General features: G+C 65.6%; 14 protein-coding genes. 9 read left to right on the plus strand and 5 right to left on the minus strand.

The features are described 5' to 3' along the window. The first annotated feature begins 403 nt into the window (after window positions 1-403). The 6 genes from Y882_RS13055 (at window position 404) to Y882_RS13080 (ending at window position 11334) form a co-directional block, all read left to right on the plus strand. Complete coding sequence (locus Y882_RS13055; RefSeq protein ID WP_046972373.1) at window positions 404-643, plus strand: hypothetical protein; 240 nt, start codon at window positions 404-406, stop codon at window positions 641-643. Window positions 644-810: 167 nt separating this feature from the next. Next, a complete protein-coding gene (gene mgtA, locus Y882_RS13060; protein ID WP_046972374.1) occupies window positions 811-3480 on the plus strand; it encodes a magnesium-translocating P-type ATPase in 2670 nt (889 codons plus the stop codon). A gap of 206 nt (window positions 3481-3686) precedes the next feature. Further along, the gene (locus Y882_RS13065) at window positions 3687-5336 is read left to right on the plus strand and encodes a Na/Pi cotransporter family protein (protein WP_046972375.1); all 1650 of its coding nucleotides are present in this window, start codon (window positions 3687-3689) and stop codon (window positions 5334-5336) included. 286 nt (window positions 5337-5622) lie between these two features. Next, complete coding sequence (locus Y882_RS13070; protein ID WP_046972376.1) at window positions 5623-6732, plus strand: efflux RND transporter periplasmic adaptor subunit; 1110 nt, start codon at window positions 5623-5625, stop codon at window positions 6730-6732. Further along, on the plus strand, window positions 6725-9826 hold the full coding sequence (locus Y882_RS13075; protein ID WP_046972377.1) for an efflux RND transporter permease subunit: 3102 nt from the start codon (window positions 6725-6727) through the stop codon (window positions 9824-9826). Before Y882_RS13070 ends, Y882_RS13075 begins: the two co-directional genes overlap by 8 nt. A gap of 2 nt (window positions 9827-9828) precedes the next feature. After that, complete coding sequence (locus tag Y882_RS13080; protein WP_046972378.1) at window positions 9829-11334, plus strand: efflux transporter outer membrane subunit; 1506 nt, start codon at window positions 9829-9831, stop codon at window positions 11332-11334. 39 nt (window positions 11335-11373) lie between these two features. Here the strand turns inward: Y882_RS13080 and Y882_RS13085 are convergent, their stop codons facing one another. Both Y882_RS13085 and dnaG read right to left on the minus strand, forming a co-directional pair. Continuing rightward, window positions 11374-12000 (minus strand): DedA family protein, encoded by a 627-nt coding sequence (locus Y882_RS13085; RefSeq protein ID WP_046972420.1) that lies wholly within the window; start codon window positions 11998-12000, stop codon window positions 11374-11376. A gap of 193 nt (window positions 12001-12193) precedes the next feature. Beyond that, window positions 12194-13924 (minus strand): DNA primase, encoded by a 1731-nt coding sequence (dnaG, locus tag Y882_RS13090; protein WP_046972379.1) that lies wholly within the window; start codon window positions 13922-13924, stop codon window positions 12194-12196. A gap of 148 nt (window positions 13925-14072) precedes the next feature. Here dnaG and Y882_RS13095 point away from each other — a divergent pair, with 148 nt between their 5' ends. Further along, window positions 14073-14711 (plus strand): GNAT family N-acetyltransferase, encoded by a 639-nt coding sequence (locus Y882_RS13095; RefSeq protein WP_046972380.1) that lies wholly within the window; start codon window positions 14073-14075, stop codon window positions 14709-14711. Window positions 14712-14725: 14 nt separating this feature from the next. Here Y882_RS13095 and Y882_RS19355 read toward each other — a convergent pair whose 3' ends face one another. From Y882_RS19355 to rpsU, 3 genes are all read right to left on the minus strand, one after another. Continuing rightward, the gene (locus tag Y882_RS19355) at window positions 14726-14896 is read right to left on the minus strand and encodes a DUF1328 family protein (protein ID WP_046972381.1); all 171 of its coding nucleotides are present in this window, start codon (window positions 14894-14896) and stop codon (window positions 14726-14728) included. 174 nt (window positions 14897-15070) lie between these two features. Next, complete coding sequence (locus tag Y882_RS13105) at window positions 15071-15517, minus strand: GatB/YqeY domain-containing protein (protein WP_046972382.1); 447 nt, start codon at window positions 15515-15517, stop codon at window positions 15071-15073. Window positions 15518-15687: 170 nt separating this feature from the next. Beyond that, complete coding sequence (gene rpsU / locus Y882_RS13110; RefSeq protein ID WP_014404075.1) at window positions 15688-15903, minus strand: 30S ribosomal protein S21; 216 nt, start codon at window positions 15901-15903, stop codon at window positions 15688-15690. Window positions 15904-16026: 123 nt separating this feature from the next. On the opposite strand from rpsU, the gene tsaD reads away from it, so the two are divergent. Both tsaD and folB read left to right on the plus strand, forming a co-directional pair. After that, a complete protein-coding gene (gene tsaD, locus Y882_RS13115) occupies window positions 16027-17052 on the plus strand; it encodes a tRNA (adenosine(37)-N6)-threonylcarbamoyltransferase complex transferase subunit TsaD (RefSeq protein WP_046972383.1) in 1026 nt (341 codons plus the stop codon). A gap of 117 nt (window positions 17053-17169) precedes the next feature. Next, entirely contained in the window at window positions 17170-17529 is a 360-nt protein-coding gene (gene folB, locus Y882_RS13120) for a dihydroneopterin aldolase (protein WP_046972384.1), read from the plus strand. The last annotated feature ends 9 nt before the right edge of the window (window positions 17530-17538 follow it).

The following is a 17538-nucleotide window of genomic DNA, read 5'->3' on the forward strand; positions in this document are numbered from 1 at the left end:
GAGGACCAGCCATTCGACTGTCGAAAAGCGCCTCCGGCCCGCGCCGGGAAGACGAGCGAAAGCTGCCCAACCTCAGCCTCACACCCAAACCACACCCACCCCCAACCGCAACAACTTTCGCCCCCCAAATCCCCGTCACAGGGTTGACACTTGCGCACCGCAGCAAGACAATTCGCCCGCTACCGGGCGTTACGCCCCACGTAGCCTCTGTCCTATCAACCCAAGGCATATGGACGTTTACCCTAGTCGCAACGTCGACATCCGCGAGCATCGGGTGCCGGCATTGCATAACAAGCTGATCTGCTGCGGCGACCGCCTGCGGTCGGCTGGCGCTTTCCTGGACTAGGGAAGACCGGCCCACCTCTGACGGCGCTGTTGGCGCCGTTAACGAGGAGAAAGGGCCATGAAGCTCCTTCGCGAATTCTTCCGTCTGCGCGTTGCACCCCGCGCGCTGGCGAGCCGTCGTGCGGATACCCGCCGTTCCTGGACGATCACCGTGCCCGCCCCGCTGGGCGAGGCGCCGGCTGCCCCGTCGTCCGACCTTCGTCCTTCCGATGCCCCGCACGGCCGCCAGGCCGCGCGTTGGCAGGAACATGCCATTTCGCAAGCGCATCGTCATCTGCAGCTGGTATCCAGTCACTGATGAAAACCTCGCCGCGCCTCGAGCTGCCGCGCAAGGGCTGGCCCCCACCAGTCCGCGGGCGTCGATGGCGACGAAGTTCGTAGCGCAGGCATTGGCGTCACGCGCGGGATAGACCCCGCCGGCTCGCTGGTCCGGCTCAGATGTCACCGATTTCACGGAAGCGAGTCATGTTGAAGCACTCCACCCAGACCGTCGCAGGCAAGGCGGCCGGCACGAGCGCCGCCGCGCCGGTGCGCGTGGCCGTCGCGCAGGAAGCGTTCCGCCACAACGAGGCGCTGTACGCGGCGCTCGATACCAGCGCCGCCGGTCTGAACGAAGAGCAGATCTCCGAGCGGCTGGACCGCGATGGCCTCAACGAGGTGTCGCACGAGAAGCCGCCGCACTGGTCGGTGCAGCTGCTCACGGCGTTCAAGAACCCGTTCATCATCGTGCTGCTGGTGCTGGCCATCGTGCAGCTGGCGACGGACAGCTCCGACCTGACCGGGCCGATCATCATCGCGGTGATGGTGGGCATCAGCGTGGTGCTGAGCTTCACCCAGGAATACCGTTCCTCGAAGGCCGCCGAAAAACTCAAGGCGATGGTGCGCAACACCGCCACGGTGACGCGCCGGGCATCGGACGGCCATAGCGAGCGCATCGAAGTGCCGGTGGGCGAACTGGTTGCCGGCGACATCGTGCATCTCGCCGCCGGCGACATGGTGCCCGCGGATTTGCGCCTGGTGTCGGCGAAGGATCTGTTCATCAGCCAGGCCATCCTCACCGGCGAATCGCTGCCGGTGGAGAAGTCCGCGCCCGCGCATCTGCACGGCACCGACGAAATGGAAGGCAGCCAGCACGCTGACAATCCGCTGGACCTGCCCACCGTCTGCTACATGGGCACCAACGTGGTGAGCGGCAGCGCGACCGCCGTGGTGGTCGCCACCGGTTCGCGTACCTACCTCGGCTCGCTGGCGCGCACCATCGTGGGCGAGCGAGTGCAGACCAGCTTCGACCGCGGCGTGAACAGCGTCAGCTGGCTGCTGATCCGCTTCATGCTGGTGATGGTGCCGATCGTCCTGGCGATCAACTGGTACGACAAGGGCAGCTTCTGGGAAGCCTTCCTGTTCGCGCTGTCGGTGGCGGTGGGCCTGACGCCCGAGATGCTGCCGCTGATCGTGACGGCGAACCTCGCCAAGGGCGCGCTGGCGATGTCCAAGCGCAAGGTCGTGGTCAAGCGCCTCAACGCGATCCAGAACTTCGGTGCGATGGACGTGCTGTGCACCGACAAGACCGGCACGCTGACGCTCGACAAGATCGTGCTCGAGCGTCACCTGGATCTCTACGGCGAAGAATCGGACGAGGCGCTGGAATACGGCTACCTCAACAGCCGCTTCCAGACCGGCCTGAAGAACCTGATGGACAAGGCGGTGCTGACCCATCGCGACCTCGAAGTAGTCGCGCAGCACTACCGCATCGTCGATGAGATCCCGTTCGACTTCCAGCGCCGCCGCATGTCGGTGGTGCTGGGCAATGGCGACGGCAACGAGCTGCTGGTGTGCAAGGGCGCGGTCGAGGAAATGCTCTCGATCTGCTCCTCCGCCAAGACGGAAGACGCGATCGTGCCGATGACGGACGAGATGCGCGCCGAGATCAAGGCGATGACGCGCGGTCTCAACGAGGACGGCTTGCGCGTGCTGGTGGTGGCGATCAAGCGCCAGCCGCCGGCGGGTCGCGCCTATGGCGTGGCTGACGAAAGTGGACTCACCGCCGTCGGCTGCCTCGCCTTCCTCGATCCGCCGAAGGACAGCGCGGCCACCGCCATCGCAGCCCTGCATCACCATGGCGTCGAAGTGAAGGTGATCACCGGCGACAACGAAGCGGTGACGCGCAAGATCTGCCGCGAAGTGGGCCTGAACGTGGAGCACTCCGCGCAAGGCAAGCATATCGAGCCCTTGAACGACGACGAGCTCGATGCGCTGGTCAAGCGCACCACCGTGTTCGCCAAGATGTCGCCGCTGCAGAAGGCGCGCGTGGTGAAGTCGCTGCAGCGCCAGGGCCACACCGTGGGCTTCCTCGGCGACGGCATCAACGATGCACCGGCGCTGCGCGAAGCGGACGTGGGCATCTCGGTGGATACCGCCACCGATATCGCCAAGGAATCGGCGGACATCATCCTGCTCGAGAAGAACCTGATGGTGCTGGAAGAGGGCGTGCTGGAAGGTCGCGTGACCTTCGGCAACATCATCAAGTACATCAAGATGACCGCCAGCTCCAACTTCGGCAACATGTTCTCGGTGCTGGTGGCGAGTGCGTTCCTGCCGTTCCTGCCGATGTTGCCGCTGCAGATCCTGGTGCTCAACCTGCTGTACGACATCTCGCAGCTGTCGATCCCGTTCGACCGCATGGACGACGAATACCTGCGCAAGCCGCGCAAGTGGGACGCCAGCGATATCGGCCGCTTCATGGTGTGGATCGGACCGGTCAGCTCGATCTTCGACATCACCACCTTCCTGCTGCTGTGGTATCTGTTCGGCGCCAATTCGAACGCGCACCAGTCGTTCTTCCAGTCGGGCTGGTTCATCGAGAGCCTGCTCACGCAGACGCTGATCGTGCACATGATCCGCACGCGCCGCATTCCGTTCCTGCAGAGCATCGCTTCGGCGCCGGTGCTGGCGCTGACCACGGCGATCATCATCATCGGCATGCTGATACCGTTCACGGCGATCGGCGGCAAGCTGGGCATGGTGCCGCTGCCGGGTATCTATTTCGGCTGGCTCGCGCTGACCGTGCTCACGTACTGCGTGCTGACGCAGCTGGTGAAGCTGGTCTACATCAAGCGGTACGGGCGCTGGTTGTGAGGTGAGGGCGCGGCGGTCATGCCGGCCGCGCCTGCCTGATTCGTCATTCCGGCCTGCACCGGAGTGACGGCAAAATAGTCGTCCGCTGCGTTATCGAAGAGCGTCCATGGACGACGCTCTCATCATCGCCATCCATTCCACCAAAGACTCCCGCAAGGAAGTCCGTGGATGCTTCCTGCATTCCGCTTATCCAAGGAGGTCACGCCATGAAAGGCACCTTCGCTCTGCTCGATATCGCCGGCTACGTCGCCCTGCTGCTGTGGGGCACGCACATGGTCACCAGCGGCGTGCTGCGTGGCTACGGCAGCGCCTTGCGTCGCTGGATGGGTCGTTACCTCGGCCATCGTCCGGCCGCGCTGGGTTTTGGCGTGTGCGTCACGGCCATCCTCCAAAGCAGTACGGCCACCGGCTTGATGGCCACCTCGTTTGCTGCAAGCGGCTTTCTCGGTCTCGCGCCGGGGCTGGCCGTGATGTTGGGCGCCAATGTGGGTACGACGCTGATCGTGCAGGTGATGTCGTTCGATATCGCCGTGGTGGCGCCGGTGCTGATCCTGATCGGCTTCACCATCCATCGCCGCACCGACGATGTGAGTTACGAGAACATCGGCCGCGTCTCGATCGGCCTGGGGCTGATGCTGCTGGCGCTGCATCTCCTGGTGGGTGCAATGGCGCCAGTGGAGAACGCGCAGGTGCTGCGCGCCATCCTGCAGAGCCTGGCCAGCGAGCCGGTACTGGCGATGCTGGTGGCAGCGCTGCTCACCTGGGCCTGTCATTCGAGCGTCGCGGTGGTGCTGTTGATCGTCTCGCTGGCCACGGCAGGCGTGGTCGATGCGCCGGGTGCATTGGCGCTCGTGCTCGGCGCCAACCTCGGCGGCACCATTCCCGCCTTGATGGAGGCGCACACGCCGGTCGCGCGTCGTCTGCCGATGGGCAACCTGATGGTGCGCGCGTTCGGCTGCATCGTCTGCCTGCCGATGTTGCCGCTGCTGGCGCACTGGCTCGCGCCGCTGGGTGCGTCGCCGGCGCGCATCGTGGTGAACTTCCATACGGCCTTCAACCTGGCGCTCGCGCTGATCTTCATCGGGCCGGTGGATAGTTTGGCGCGCCTGCTGGTGCGCCTGCTGCCCGAACCGCCCAAGCCGAACGATCCCGGCGTGCCGCAATACCTCGACGAGGGCGCGCTGGAATCGGCGAACGTTGCGCTGGCGAACGCCGCGCGCGAATCGATGCGCATGGCCGACATGGTCGAAGGCATGCTCACGGGGCTGGTAGAAGTGTTCGGCAAGGACGATCGCGTGCGGGCCACGGCGATCAGCCGCATGGACACCTCGCTGGATCGACTCGGCATGGCCATCCGCGAATATCTCGCCGACCTCAATGGCGAGGCCTTGAACGAAGAGGACGGCGAACGCAGCCAGGAGATCCTCGCGTTCGTGATCAACATCGAACACATCGGCGACATCACCGCCAACAACCTGATGGAGTTCGCCGCCAAGAAGGCCGAACGCGGCCAGGATTTTTCAGCCGAAGACATCCAGGACCTGGCCTTGATGCACACGCAGGTGATGGAAAGCCTGCGCCTGGGCCTCACCGTGTTCCTGCGCGGCGATGTGCGTGCAGCGCAGCAGCTGATGGCGCGCAAGGAAGTGCTGTGGAAGCTGGAGAACGAAGCGTCGGAGCGCCATATCCGCGCGCTGCGCGAACGTCGCGATGGCGGTGGCGGCGGAGACGTCTATCTGCGCATCCTGCGCGACCTCAAGCGCATTCACTCGCATCTGGCAGCACTCGCCTATCTGCCCTTGGAGCGCGCCGGATTGCTGCAGGATCGCCTTGTTCGCGAGCCCGCGACGACCTGACGTAAGCCTCATTGGATAACGTACTCAACTTGTAACGGAGCAGCGGCACATTGGACCCGGACCCATCGACTGACATCGAAAATTCTTGCTGATCGTGTCGACCCCGCTACTGCGTTCACTCCCTCTGGAGTGACACCCGCACGCGGCGGCCGGCAACGGTCAGTCCGCGAGCGGGTCATGCGCTCGGTCTCCTTCAGGAGACGCGCGCCATCCCCCTTCGCAAACGCTGCCTCATGGTCGATGACCGTGACGGGCAGGCATGCCAAGTACTGCAAGGGGAAGACCCATGACGCATCGCCTTACCTCCATCTTCATTGCTCTCGCCGGCTTGTCCCTGGCAGCGTGTTCACACCGCGCCGACGATCAGGCGCCGTCGCCGCCCTTCGTGGAAGACCATGGCGTACTGCGTGTTCCTGCCGACTCGCCGTTGCGCAGGGCGCTCGGCATCGCACCTGTCGAGATGCGCGCCGCCCCCCATGCGATGGTGTTTCCTGCCACGGTGGAATCAGACCCGGCGCGCACGGCGAACGTCGTAGTACCGCTCACCGGCCGCATTGCCGAGCTCAAGGTGGGGTTGGGCGATCACGTCGTGCGCAATCAGTTGCTGGCGGTGATCGATTCCGGTGATATGGCCCAGGCCTATGCCGATGTCGCCAAAGCCAACGATGCACTGGCGCTGGCGAAGAAGGGACTCGATCGGGCGCGCGGCGTACAACAGGCCGGCGGCAATGCGGTGAAAGATCTGGAATCCGCGCAGAGCACCTACGCCCAGGCCCAGGCTGAACTCGAGCGTGCGCAGACGCGTCTGCAATCGATCAATGCCGCCGGGCAGACCGGCCCTTCGCGCAGCATCCGCATCACCGCGCCGGTGAGCGGCTATGTAACGGTGTTGTCGGCCGCACCCGGCACGTATGCGAATGACACCACCACGCCTGTGATGACGATCGCCGATCTGGATTCGGTATGGATCACGGCGAACGTGCCGGAGGCCGATGTGGGTGGCATCAGCAAGGGTCAGAACGTCGATGCGACGCTCTCGGCTTATCCCGATCAGGTATTCCACGGCCAGGTGGGCTTCGTCAGCCAGGTGCTGCAGGCCGACACGCGCCGCGACATGGTGCGCGCGGTGTTCGGCAATGCAGACGGACGTCTAAAGCCCAATATGTTCGCCAAGGCCAGCATCGCCGTACCGCAGCCGGCGCAGGTGTTCGTGCCCGAGTCCGCGCTGCTGATGAACAACGACAACACCACCGTGTTCGTGGAGGTGTCGCCGTGGGCGTTCGAGCGGCGCACGGTGGTGCTGAGCTACGACGAAACAGCCGGTGCGCGCGTGGTCAAGGGATTGAAGGCTGGCGATCGCGTGGTGGTGAAGGGCGGAGTCCTGCTCAATGATTAACGCGATCTTCCACTTCTGCTTCCAGAAGCGCGTGATCTTCATCGTGGTGTCGGTGCTGGTGCTGTGCTTCGGCTACTACTCGTGGACGCAGCTCGCCATCGAGGCCTACCCGGAACTGAGCGACGTCACCGCGCAGGTCACCACCCAGGTGCCGGGGCTGGCCGCCGAAGAGATCGAGCAGCAGATCACCACGCCGCTGGAACGTGCGCTGGCTGGCACGCCGGGCCTGGTCGCCATGCGCTCGAGCAGCACGTTCGGCCTGTCGCTGATCACGCTGGTGTTCAAGGACGGCGCCGAGGACTACTGGGAACGCCAGCGCGTGACGGAGCGCATCGCGCAGGCCACGCTGCCGCCGGGCATCACGCCCAGCCTCGATCCTGTGTCCGGACCGGCGGGTGAGATCTACCGCTACACGCTGGAGTCCAACAGCAAGAACCTGATGCAGCTGTCGGAGCTGCAGAGCTGGGTGGTGATACCGGCGCTGCAGAAGATCCCTGGCGTCGCCAACGTGGATATCTTTGGCGGCTTCACCAAGGAGTTCCAGCTGGAGCTCGATCCCTCGCAGCTGCTGCACTACGGCGTCAGCGTGAACCAGGTGACCAGCGCGATCTCCTCCAACACGGCCAATGCCGGTGGTGGACGCATCACGCGCGGCGATCAGTCGTATATCGTGCGCGGCATCGGCATGGTGCACACGCTGAAGGAGCTGGGCGACATCGTGGTCACGCAGAGCAACGGCGTGCCCGTGCTGGTGGGTGACCTCGGCAAGCTGCAATACGGCCATCAGGTGCGCCAGGGCATCCTCGGCAAGGACAGCAATCCGGACACCATCGAGGGCATCGTCGACCTGCTGAAGTACGAGAACCCGTCGCGCGTGCTGGAGAGCATCCACGCCACCGTGGCCGACCTCAACAAGCAGCTGGCGGCACAGGATGTGCGCATCGTGCCGTACATCGACCGCGACGACCTGGTGAACGCGACCAAGGACAAGGTGCTGCACACCGTGATGGAAGGCGTGGGCCTGGTGTGCATCGTGCTGATCCTGTTCCTGGGCAGCCCGCGCTCGGCCATGGTGGCCGCGGTGGCCATTCCCATGTCGCTGGTGACCGTGTTCATCCTGATGCAGTTCACCCATATGCCGGCGAACCTGTTCTCGCTGGGTGCGATCGACTTCGGCGTGATCGTGGATGGCACCATCGTGGTGACCGAAGCGATCCTGCGGCGCCGCGAGGAGCGGCCGAATTCGGTGCTTACCGAAGATGACGTGATGACGGTGACCAAGCATGTGGGTCGCTCGATCTTCTTCGCCACGCTGATCATCATCACGGCGTATCTGCCGCTGTTTGCGTTCGAACACGCCGAGGGCAAGCTGTTCCGGCCGATGGCATTCACCGTGGGCTATGCGCTGCTGGCGGCGCTGCTGTGCACGGTCACTCTGACGCCCGGCCTGGCGTACTTCGCGCTGCGCAAGCCGCGCAAGCTGTTCCGCAACAAGCCGCTGGAGCGGCTGCAGGCGGGCTATACAGCCTGGCTGGCCAAGCTGCTGGGCAAGTTGCCCGTGGTCTACGCGGTGGCGGGCATCGCCTTCGTCGGCGTGCTGCTGCTGGGCGCCACCATCGGCCGCGAGTTCCTGCCTGACCTGGATGAAGGATCGCTGTGGCTGCAGGTGCAGATGCCCTCGGGCCTGTCGCTGGACAAGGCCAGCGAGATGACCGCCGACCTGCGCCGGGTGATCCGCGAGTTTCCCGAAGTGTCGTACGTGGTGACCCAGCTTGGCCGCAACGACAGCGGCACCGATCCGTGGACGCCGTCGCATGTGGAGGCGGGCGTCGGGCTCAAGCCCTACGACACCTGGCCGCATGGCGAGGACAAGGCGGCCTTCCTGCGCCGCTTCAACGCCCGCATGCAGCAGATCCCCGGTGTGTCGGTAGGCATCAGCCAGCCCATCGTCGATGGCGAGAACGACATGATCGGCGGCGCGCACAGCCCGCTGGTGCTGCGCATCTACGGCGACGATTTCAGCGAGCTGCGCCGCGTTGGCAACCAGATTGTCGATGTGCTGCATGGCGTGCGCGGCACGGCGGAGGCGTCGATCTTCCAGGAGCCGCCGATCCCGCAGCTGGCGATCACGGCCGATCGCGATGCGGCGGCGCGCTACGGCATCAATATCGGCGACATCAGCAACCTGATCCAGACGGCCATCGGCGGTACGCCGGTGACCCAGGTCTATGTGGGCGACCGCATCTACAACGTGACCACGCGTGTTTCGAACGAGACGGCCAACAACCTCGAAGCGATCGGCCAGTTGCCATTGAGTTCCGCCAGCGGCGCGCAGGTGCCCTTGAAGCAGGTCGCGGATATCCGCTTCAAGACCGGCGAGAGCACCATCGCGCACGAACAGGGCAGGCGCCAGCTGACCATCCGCGTGGACAACCGCGATCGCGCGCTATCCGAATACCTGGCCGACGCGCAGCAGCAGATCGACGCCAAGGTGCATTTCGACAAGCAGAACTATCAGCTGCAATGGGCCGGCACGTTCGAGAACCAGAAGCGCGCCCAGGCGCGTCTTGTGGTGGTGATGGCGTTGGTGATGGGCATCATGCTGGTGTTCCTGTTTGCCGAGTTCGGCAAGCTGCACCAGGCGGTGCTGGTATTGGCGGTGGTGCCGCTCGCCACCGTGGGCGGGCTCATCTCGCTGCACCTGCGCGGCGAGACCTTGAATATCGCCACAGCGGTCGGCTTCATCGCGCTGTTTGGCGTGGCGGTGCAGAACGGCATCATCATGATCGCCAACATCAATCGCGTGCGTAAGCACGGCCATGGGCTGCGCGATGCGGTACTGGAAGGCGCGACCGAACGCTTTCGCCCCGTGCTGATGACGGCCACCGTGGCCAGCGTGGGCATGTTGCCCGCCGCGCTTGCCACCGGTGTGGGCACCGACGTACAACGCGGTCTCGCCACTGTCGTGGTCGGTGGCTTGCCCATTGCCACGCTGCTGACGCTTTTCATCCTTCCCGGGTTTTACTTCGCCGTTGAGCGCTATATCGAGCGCCATCGTCGCAAGCACCGTCCGCATCCCTCACGGGAGCTGTGATCATGATCAAGACCAAGCTTCGTCGTTCGCTGCACCACACACTCGCTATGGCCGTGGCCATCACCTTGACCGGCTGCGCGGTGGGTCCCGACTACCAGCGGCCGCAGACGCCGCAGGCACAGTCGTACTCGCCCACGCCGATGGCCAGCGACACGGCATCGGCCGCTGGACCAGGCGGCGAGGCGCAGCATGTGCTCGCCTCGATGGATATCCCCGGGCAGTGGTGGACACTGTTTCACTCCGCGTCGCTCAATGGCCTGATCGACGACGCGCTCAAGCACAATGCCGATATCGAGGCCGCCCACGCGTCGCTGCAGGCGGCGTGGGAATCGGTGTATGCGCAGCGCGGGGCGTATTTCCCGACGGTCAACGCGAGCGTAAATCCCACACGCCAGGACGACGCCAACGACGTAGCCAGCGGCGTGGCGTCGAATGCCGACCTGTACACGCTGACCACGGCGCAGGTAAGCGTGTCCTACATGCTCGATATCTGGGGCGCCAACCGCCGGCAGGTGGAATCGCTCACGGCACAGGCCAACGCGCAGCGCTTCCAGCTGGAGGCGACTTATCTGAGCCTGACCAGCAATGTGGTGAATACCGCCATCCAGGAGGCCTCGCTGCGTGCGCAGATCGAGCTGACCCACAAGATCATCGACGAGCAGGAGAAGATTCTTGCCACCTTGCAGCGCCAGCAGGCCTTGGGCGACGTGTCCGATGCCGCCGTGGCCGCGCAGGTCGCCACGCTGGAGCAGAGCCGCGCCAGCCTGCCGCCGCTGGACAAGCAACTCGCGCAGCAGCGCGATCTGCTGGCCACGCTGACAGGACGCACGCCGGACCAGCGTATCGATGCGCAGTTTGACCTCGACGGATTGCAACTGCCCACGCAGTTGCCGCTGAGCCTGCCGGCCCAACTGGTCGAACAGCGCCCCGACGTGCGTGCTTCCGAAGAGCAGCTGCATTCGGCCAGCGCGCAGGTCGGCGTGGCGATCGCCAATCGCCTGCCCAATGTGCAGATCAATGCGTCGCTGGGCACGGCCTCGGAGAAGACCAGCCAACTGTTCACCGCGGCCAGCGGCTTCTGGGCAGTGGGCGCGTCGGTGACGCAACCGCTGTTCGACGGCGGCACGCTCAAGCACAAGCAGCGCGGCGCGGAAGCGGCCTATCGACAGGCGGCGGCGCAATACCGCAGCACCGTGCTCGGCGCCGTGCAGAACGTGGCCGACACCTTGCACGCGATCGATGCGGACGCCCGCTCACTCGCCGCCGCCGAGCGCGCCGAACAGGCCGCCGCGCACAGCCTCGATATCGCCAGGCGTCAATTGGCGCTGGGCGACATCAGCGAAAGCGCCATGCTCAATGCTCAGCTGACCTGGCAGCAGGCCGCGCTGAACCTGGTGCAGGCGAGGGCGGCGCGCTATGCCGATACGGTGGCGCTGTTCCAGTCGCTGGGCGGCGGCTGGTGGCACCGGCAGGATGCAGGCAGCGTGGCGGAGGTGAAGTCGCCCTGAGCGCAGACGGCTGCCGGCGTCAGACCGGCATTGGATGCTTCAGCGCGAACCCGATTCGCAGGCCACGCGGCGCTTGTGCCGCCACCACAGCACGAGCGCCACGATCAGCGCAGCGCCGCCGACCAGCCACAGGCCGTTCTGGCCGCGGTGGATCCACATGGCCAGCCACTCGTGGTTGTCGGCGCCCAGATAGCCCAGATAAACCCAGATCGGCACGCTGATGAGTGCGGCCAGTCCATCGAGCAGGAAGAAGCGCAGGAACGACACGCGATGGGTGGAGCCGGCCGTGATGAACACGGCGGTACGCATGCCCGGCAGGAAGCGTGCGATGAACATCAGGCGATTGCCGTAGCGCTCGAACTTCTCCTGCACCTTGGCGTAGCGCTCCGGCGTGAGCACGCGCGCGACGAAACGGATCTTGAGAATGCGCGCGCCGAAATGATGGCCGAGCAGGAACATGCCGGCATCGCCGATCAGCACGCCGGCCATGCCGACGCCGAACATGGTGTGCACATTGGCGTAGCCCAGTCCGGCGATCACGCCGCCGGCGACCAGGGTGATGTCTTCAGGCAAGGGCACACCGGCGCCGCACAGCAACAACGCGATGAACACCGCGAGGTAGCCGTTTTCGGCGAACACCGTGACCAGTCGTTCAAGTAGTTCCATCACCATCCATGCCCGGGCGGACTACCCATGCCTCACTAAGGGTCGATGATCCCATAGGAAGACGTCCGTACGCTTGCGCTGGCGCACCTCGCTACGCTCCCTGTGGGCTGAAGCGCAATCTTGCAGGGCCAATAGTTAGAACCCTGTTCTTTTCATGCCGAGGCGGCATGCAGTGGCCACTGTGTCAGGCAGGTTACGCCGGGGGCGTGGTCACGCGCCGGGCCAGCAACTCGCGCAGTTCAGCTTTTTCCGCGCTGTCGAGCGTGCCATCGCGGCTCTTGGCGGTGAGCCAGTCCCGGCGCTGGATGACCGCTTGTTCTTCCATGCGTTGCAGCGCGCCAAAAAACTCCGCGCGCTGGGCTTCGGGCTCGCCCACCACCAGGGCCGCCATCAGTTTCTGCAGGGCAGGGTATTCGGGCCGTTCGGCGAAGTGTTCCACCAGCACGGCGGGGTTGATGCCCGGACGCGAGCGGGCCGTGTCGATCAGTTCGGCCAGCAGTTCCACGCCGGGTTTGTCCAGGCGCAGAAAGCCATAGGGTCGTTCCACCTGATCGGCCATGCCCGGCTGTGCCAGCAGCGAAGCGATCGCGCTGCGCACCAGCGAGCGCTGCGCCACGGTGGGTCGCTGCAGCGCGGAGCGTGGCGCGGGCAGGGTGTCCAGCGTGGCGCGTGCACCGGTGCGCTTCTCCAGCTCCTGCGCCATCAGGTCGCGGAACGCGCCATCGGGCAGGCGCGCGATCAGCGGACGTGCGCGTTCGGCGAGGCGTGCGCGGCCATCGAGGCTGGCGGTGTCCACGTCGTGCGCCAGTTCGCCGAAGAAATATTCGGACAACGGCGTGGCGGCTTTCAGACGTTTCTCGAAACCGTCCTTGCCTTCCTTGCGGATCAGCGTGTCCGGATCTTCGCCATCGGGCAGGAACAGGAAGTAGGCCTGGCGTCCATCGCGCAATCGCGGCAGCGCCGCTTCCAGCGCCTTCCACGCGGCGGCGCGACCGGCGCGGTCGCCGTCGAAACAGAACACCACGTCAGGCGCGGCGCGGAACAACACCTCGGTGTGCTCGGGCGTGGTGGCCGTGCCCAGCGTGGCCACCGCGATCGGTAGCCCCGCCTGATGCATGGCGATCACGTCCATATAGCCCTCGACCACCACGATGCGCGTAAGGCTGGCATTGGCCTGCTTCACCTGCCACAGCGCGAACAGCTCGCGGCCTTTGTGGAACAGCGGTGTTTCGGGGGAATTGAGGTATTTCGGACCTTGGTCCGACTGCAACACCCGGCCGCCGAACGCGATCACGCGACCACGGCGATCGAGGATGGGGAACATCAGCCGTTCGCGGAAGCGGTCGTAGCGGCTGCCGCGCTCGCTGCTCGCCACCATGCCCGCTTCGTTGAGCAGCTGCATGCGTCGGTCGCTGCCGCCCAGCGCCTTGATCACGCCGTCGAAACCCGCCGGCGCCCAGCCGATGCGAAAGCGCTGGATGGTCTGCGCATCGAGTCCGCGCTTCTTGCAGTAGGCCTGCGCGTCGGCGTTCTTGGGCAGCTCTTTTTCGTACCAGCCCGCCGCTGCATCGAGCAGGGCGTAGAGGTCGGTCTTGTCTTCGCGCTGGACGCGGTCGTCGCCGCCTTCGCGCGGCACGGTGAGCCCCACCGACTGCGCCAGTTCTTCCACCGCATCGGGGAATTCCAGGCGCTCATAGTCCATCAGGAACTTCACCGCACTGCCGTGCGCGCCGCAGCCAAAGCAGTGGAAAAACTGCTTGGCGGGACTCACGTAGAACGACGGCGTGCGCTCGTTGTGGAACGGGCAACAGGCCGTCCACTCGCGTCCCGCCTTCTTCAACGGCACGCGCCGCTCGATCACGTCGACGATGTCGACACGAGCCAGCAATTCGTCGATGAAGCTGTCAGGGATACGTCCGCGCATAGGACTCATAGTCTATCGGTTGCGTACCGTCTCTGGCCGCTTTCACCCCCAGTCCAGGCCTCGCCGCCCACTGCGCCTGTCATCGGGCTGCCTTATGCTCGGACGACGCGTTGCGATGGCCGGGGGTGCCATGGGAAATGTGCTGGGAATGGCCAGGCCGGGCCTGCAGGTACGGTTTCGACCGGCCGCGCCGGAAGACGCTGCGGTGGCCGTGCCGCTGATCTACAGCTCCGGTCCGGTGGCGTTCGACTACGTGTTCACCACCCGCGACGGCGGTGACGCGCAGGCCTTCCTGCAGCATTGCTTCGTCGATGGCGCCGGCGAGTTCGGCTGGCGCAACCATTGGGTGGGCGTCGCCGAGGGCAAGGTGGTGGCGGTGGGCGCGGGTTTTGGCGCCGAGGCGAAATGGCCCTTCACCCTGGCTGCCGCCCGGCAGATCATCCGCCACTACGGCTTGCGCCGCGGGTTGGGCGTGATCGCACGCGGCTTGCGCGTGGAATCGGTGATCCAGCCTCCTGTCGACGACATGCACTACCTGGCGCACCTTGCCGTGCTGCCTGAGCTGCGCGGCCACGGCATCGGGCGCGCGCTGATCGACCAGCTGATCGGCACCGCGCGCGACGCCGGGCGCAGCCGCGTCACGCTCGATGTCGCTGCCAGCAACCCGCGGGCCGAGGCGCTTTATCGCCGTGCCGGCTTCAAGGTCGTGGGCGAGCGCAAATCGCAGCTCGCCAACGAGCGCGGCCGCGTGCCCGACCACCGGCGCATGGAACGCATCATCGACTAGGGCGCGAGATGGCCCTAGACCATGTGGATCACGCCGATCACGGCCAGCAGGGCCAGCAGGAACAGGATGATGAAGATCGCGAACAGCACCTTGGCGATGGCGCCGGTCGCGCCGGACAAGGTGCCGAAACCCAGCCAGCCGGTCACCAGCGAGACGATGGCGAGGATGATGGCCCACTTGAGCATGTGTCACTCCCGTTGACGAAGGGCACCGGCGCAGCCGGTGGCCGTGCCGTTGTAGGGGCCGGACTGTGAAGACCGTGCCGCTTCGTTGTGGAGGCGATGCAAGGATGCGGGCGCGCCGGACCAGGCGATGTCGCGCCAGCCCCGCGTGCAGGGCTGGCGCGGAAGGTCAGGCGATCAGCCGGCCAGGCGAGCCTTGATGCGGCCCGACACCACGCCCATGTCGGCGCGGCCGGCGGCCTTTTCCTTCACGGCGGCCACCACCTTGCCCATGTCGCGCGCCGAGCTGGCGCCCGTTTCGGCGATGGCGGCGGTGATCAGCGCGTCGATTTCCTCGTCGCTCAGCTTGGCCGGCAGATAGACCTCGATCACCTTCATCTCGGCCTTCTCGATGTCGGCCAGGTCTTGGCGGCTGGCCGCCTCGAACTGGGTGATCGAATCCTTGCGCTGCTTGACCATCTTCTCCAGCACGGCCAGCGTCTGCACGTCGTCGAGCTCGATGCGCTCGTCCACTTCGCGCTGCTTGATCGCGGCCAGGATCAGGCGGATCACGCCCAGGCGATCCTTGTCGCCGCCACGCATGGCGGTCTTCATGTCGTCGGTAAGCTGCTGCTTCAGGGTCATGAGGATTTCCTTGGGAAACACAAAAGCCGGCGTTGCACTGGGCAACGCCGGCTAGTGTAGGTCTGCGAAGACACAGCGGCAGCGGATGGACGCGCCAGCTGCCTGGCTACCTGTCATGGCGCCTGGGCGCCACGAGAACCTTGGATCGTCCGCAAGGCGGACGAGTAGGCTCAGTACAGACGCGTACGACGCGACGTGTCGCGCGAGAGGCGACGCAGGTGACGCTTCACCGCGGCAGCGCGCTTGCGCTTACGCTCCTGGGTCGGCTTCTCATAGAACTCGCGCTTGCGGGTTTCAGCCAGGACGCCGGCCTTTTCGCAGGTGCGCTTGAAGCGACGGAGGGCAAGCTCGAACGGCTCGTTCTCGCGGACTTTTACGCTGGGCATGGAGACTCCAAGTGTTAGACTGGCTCGCCTGAACGAGCCGTTTGAATACGGTGAGCCGCGAAGTATAACGTGGAAACGACAGCAATTTCAAAGCCCCAATCCAACCCGCCGGCAAACAAGCCGGTGCTGGGCATCGAGACCTCGTGCGACGAGACCGGCGTAGCCCTGCTGCGCTGGGAACCGGGCGCGCCTGGCCATGGCCTGCTTTCACATACGCTTTACAGCCAGATCAAGCTCCACGCCGAATACGGCGGGGTCGTGCCGGAGCTGGCCAGTCGCGACCACGTGCGCAAACTGCTGCCCTTGGTGCGCGAAGCGATGGCCCAGGCTGGCTTGACGCCGGCCGACCTGGGAGGGGTAGCTTACACCGCCGGTCCCGGTCTGGTTGGCGCCCTGCTGGTGGGCGCCTCCGCGGCCCGGGCGATGGCCTGGGCGCTGGGGGTGCCGGCCATCGGCGTGCACCACATGGAAGGCCACCTGCTGGCCCCGCTGCTGGAGGACAACCCGCCCGAGCCGCCCTTCGTGGCGCTGCTGGTGTCCGGCGGGCATTCGATGCTGGTGGAAGTCAAAGCCATCGGCGAATACAAGATCCTCGGCGACACCCTGGATGACGCCGCCGGCGAGGCCTTCGACAAGACCGCCAAGCTGATGGGCCTGCCGTATCCGGGTGGCCCCGCGCTGGCCAAGCTGGCCCAGCAGGGCCGTCCCGGCGTGTTCCGCTTCTCCCGTCCGATGACCGACCGTCCCGGCCTGGATTTCAGCTTCTCAGGCCTCAAGACCCAGGTGCTGCTGGCCTGGCAGCAGTCCGACCAGAGCGAGCAGACCCGTGCGGACGTGGCACGCGGATTCGAAGAAGCCATCGTCGACACCATGATCATCAAGTGCCGTCGCGCCCTGCAGGCCAGCGGCGCCAAGCGGCTGGTCATCGCCGGCGGCGTGGGCGCCAACCAGCATCTGCGCGCCGAACTGGCGGCAGCGGGGGCGAAGGATGGTTTCCAGGTGTATTTCCCGCGCCTGGCCTTCTGCACCGACAACGGCGCGATGATCGCCCTGGCTGGCGCCATCCGTCTGGCGCATGGCCAGCACCAGGATGAAACCGTGCAGGTGTATCCGCGCTGGGATCTGGAAACGCTGCCGCCGGCCATGTAACGACACCCACCTTGTGGGAGCGCACCCTGTGCGCGACAAGCCAACGGAGCGGTGACGACGACGCGCCGCAGTCGCGCACAGGGTGCGCTCCCACAGAGAGATCGCTACCCTACCCGCATGGATATCGTTTTCATCGAAGACCTGCGCATCGATGCCGTCATCGGCATCTACGACTGGGAGCGCCGCGTGCGGCAGACGCTGTCGTTCGACATCGAAATGGCGTTCGACAACACCGTGCCCGCCGCCAGCGACGACATCGCGCTCACGCTCAACTACAAGGACGTGTCCAAGCGGCTGATCGACTATGTCGGCGCCTCCAGCTTCGGACTGGTGGAGACGCTGGCGGAAAAGTGCGCCGCCATCATTCGCGAAGAGTTCGGTGTGTCGTGGGTGCGGCTGAAACTCTCCAAGCCCGGCGCCGTGCGCGGCGCCAAGTCGGTGGGCGTGCGCATCGAGCGCGGTACGCGGCCGCAGTGAAGCGCTGAA

The sequence above is a fragment of the Dyella japonica DSM 16301 genome (genome assembly GCF_001010355.1).
GTDB lineage: Bacteria > Pseudomonadota > Gammaproteobacteria > Xanthomonadales > Rhodanobacteraceae > Dyella > Dyella japonica.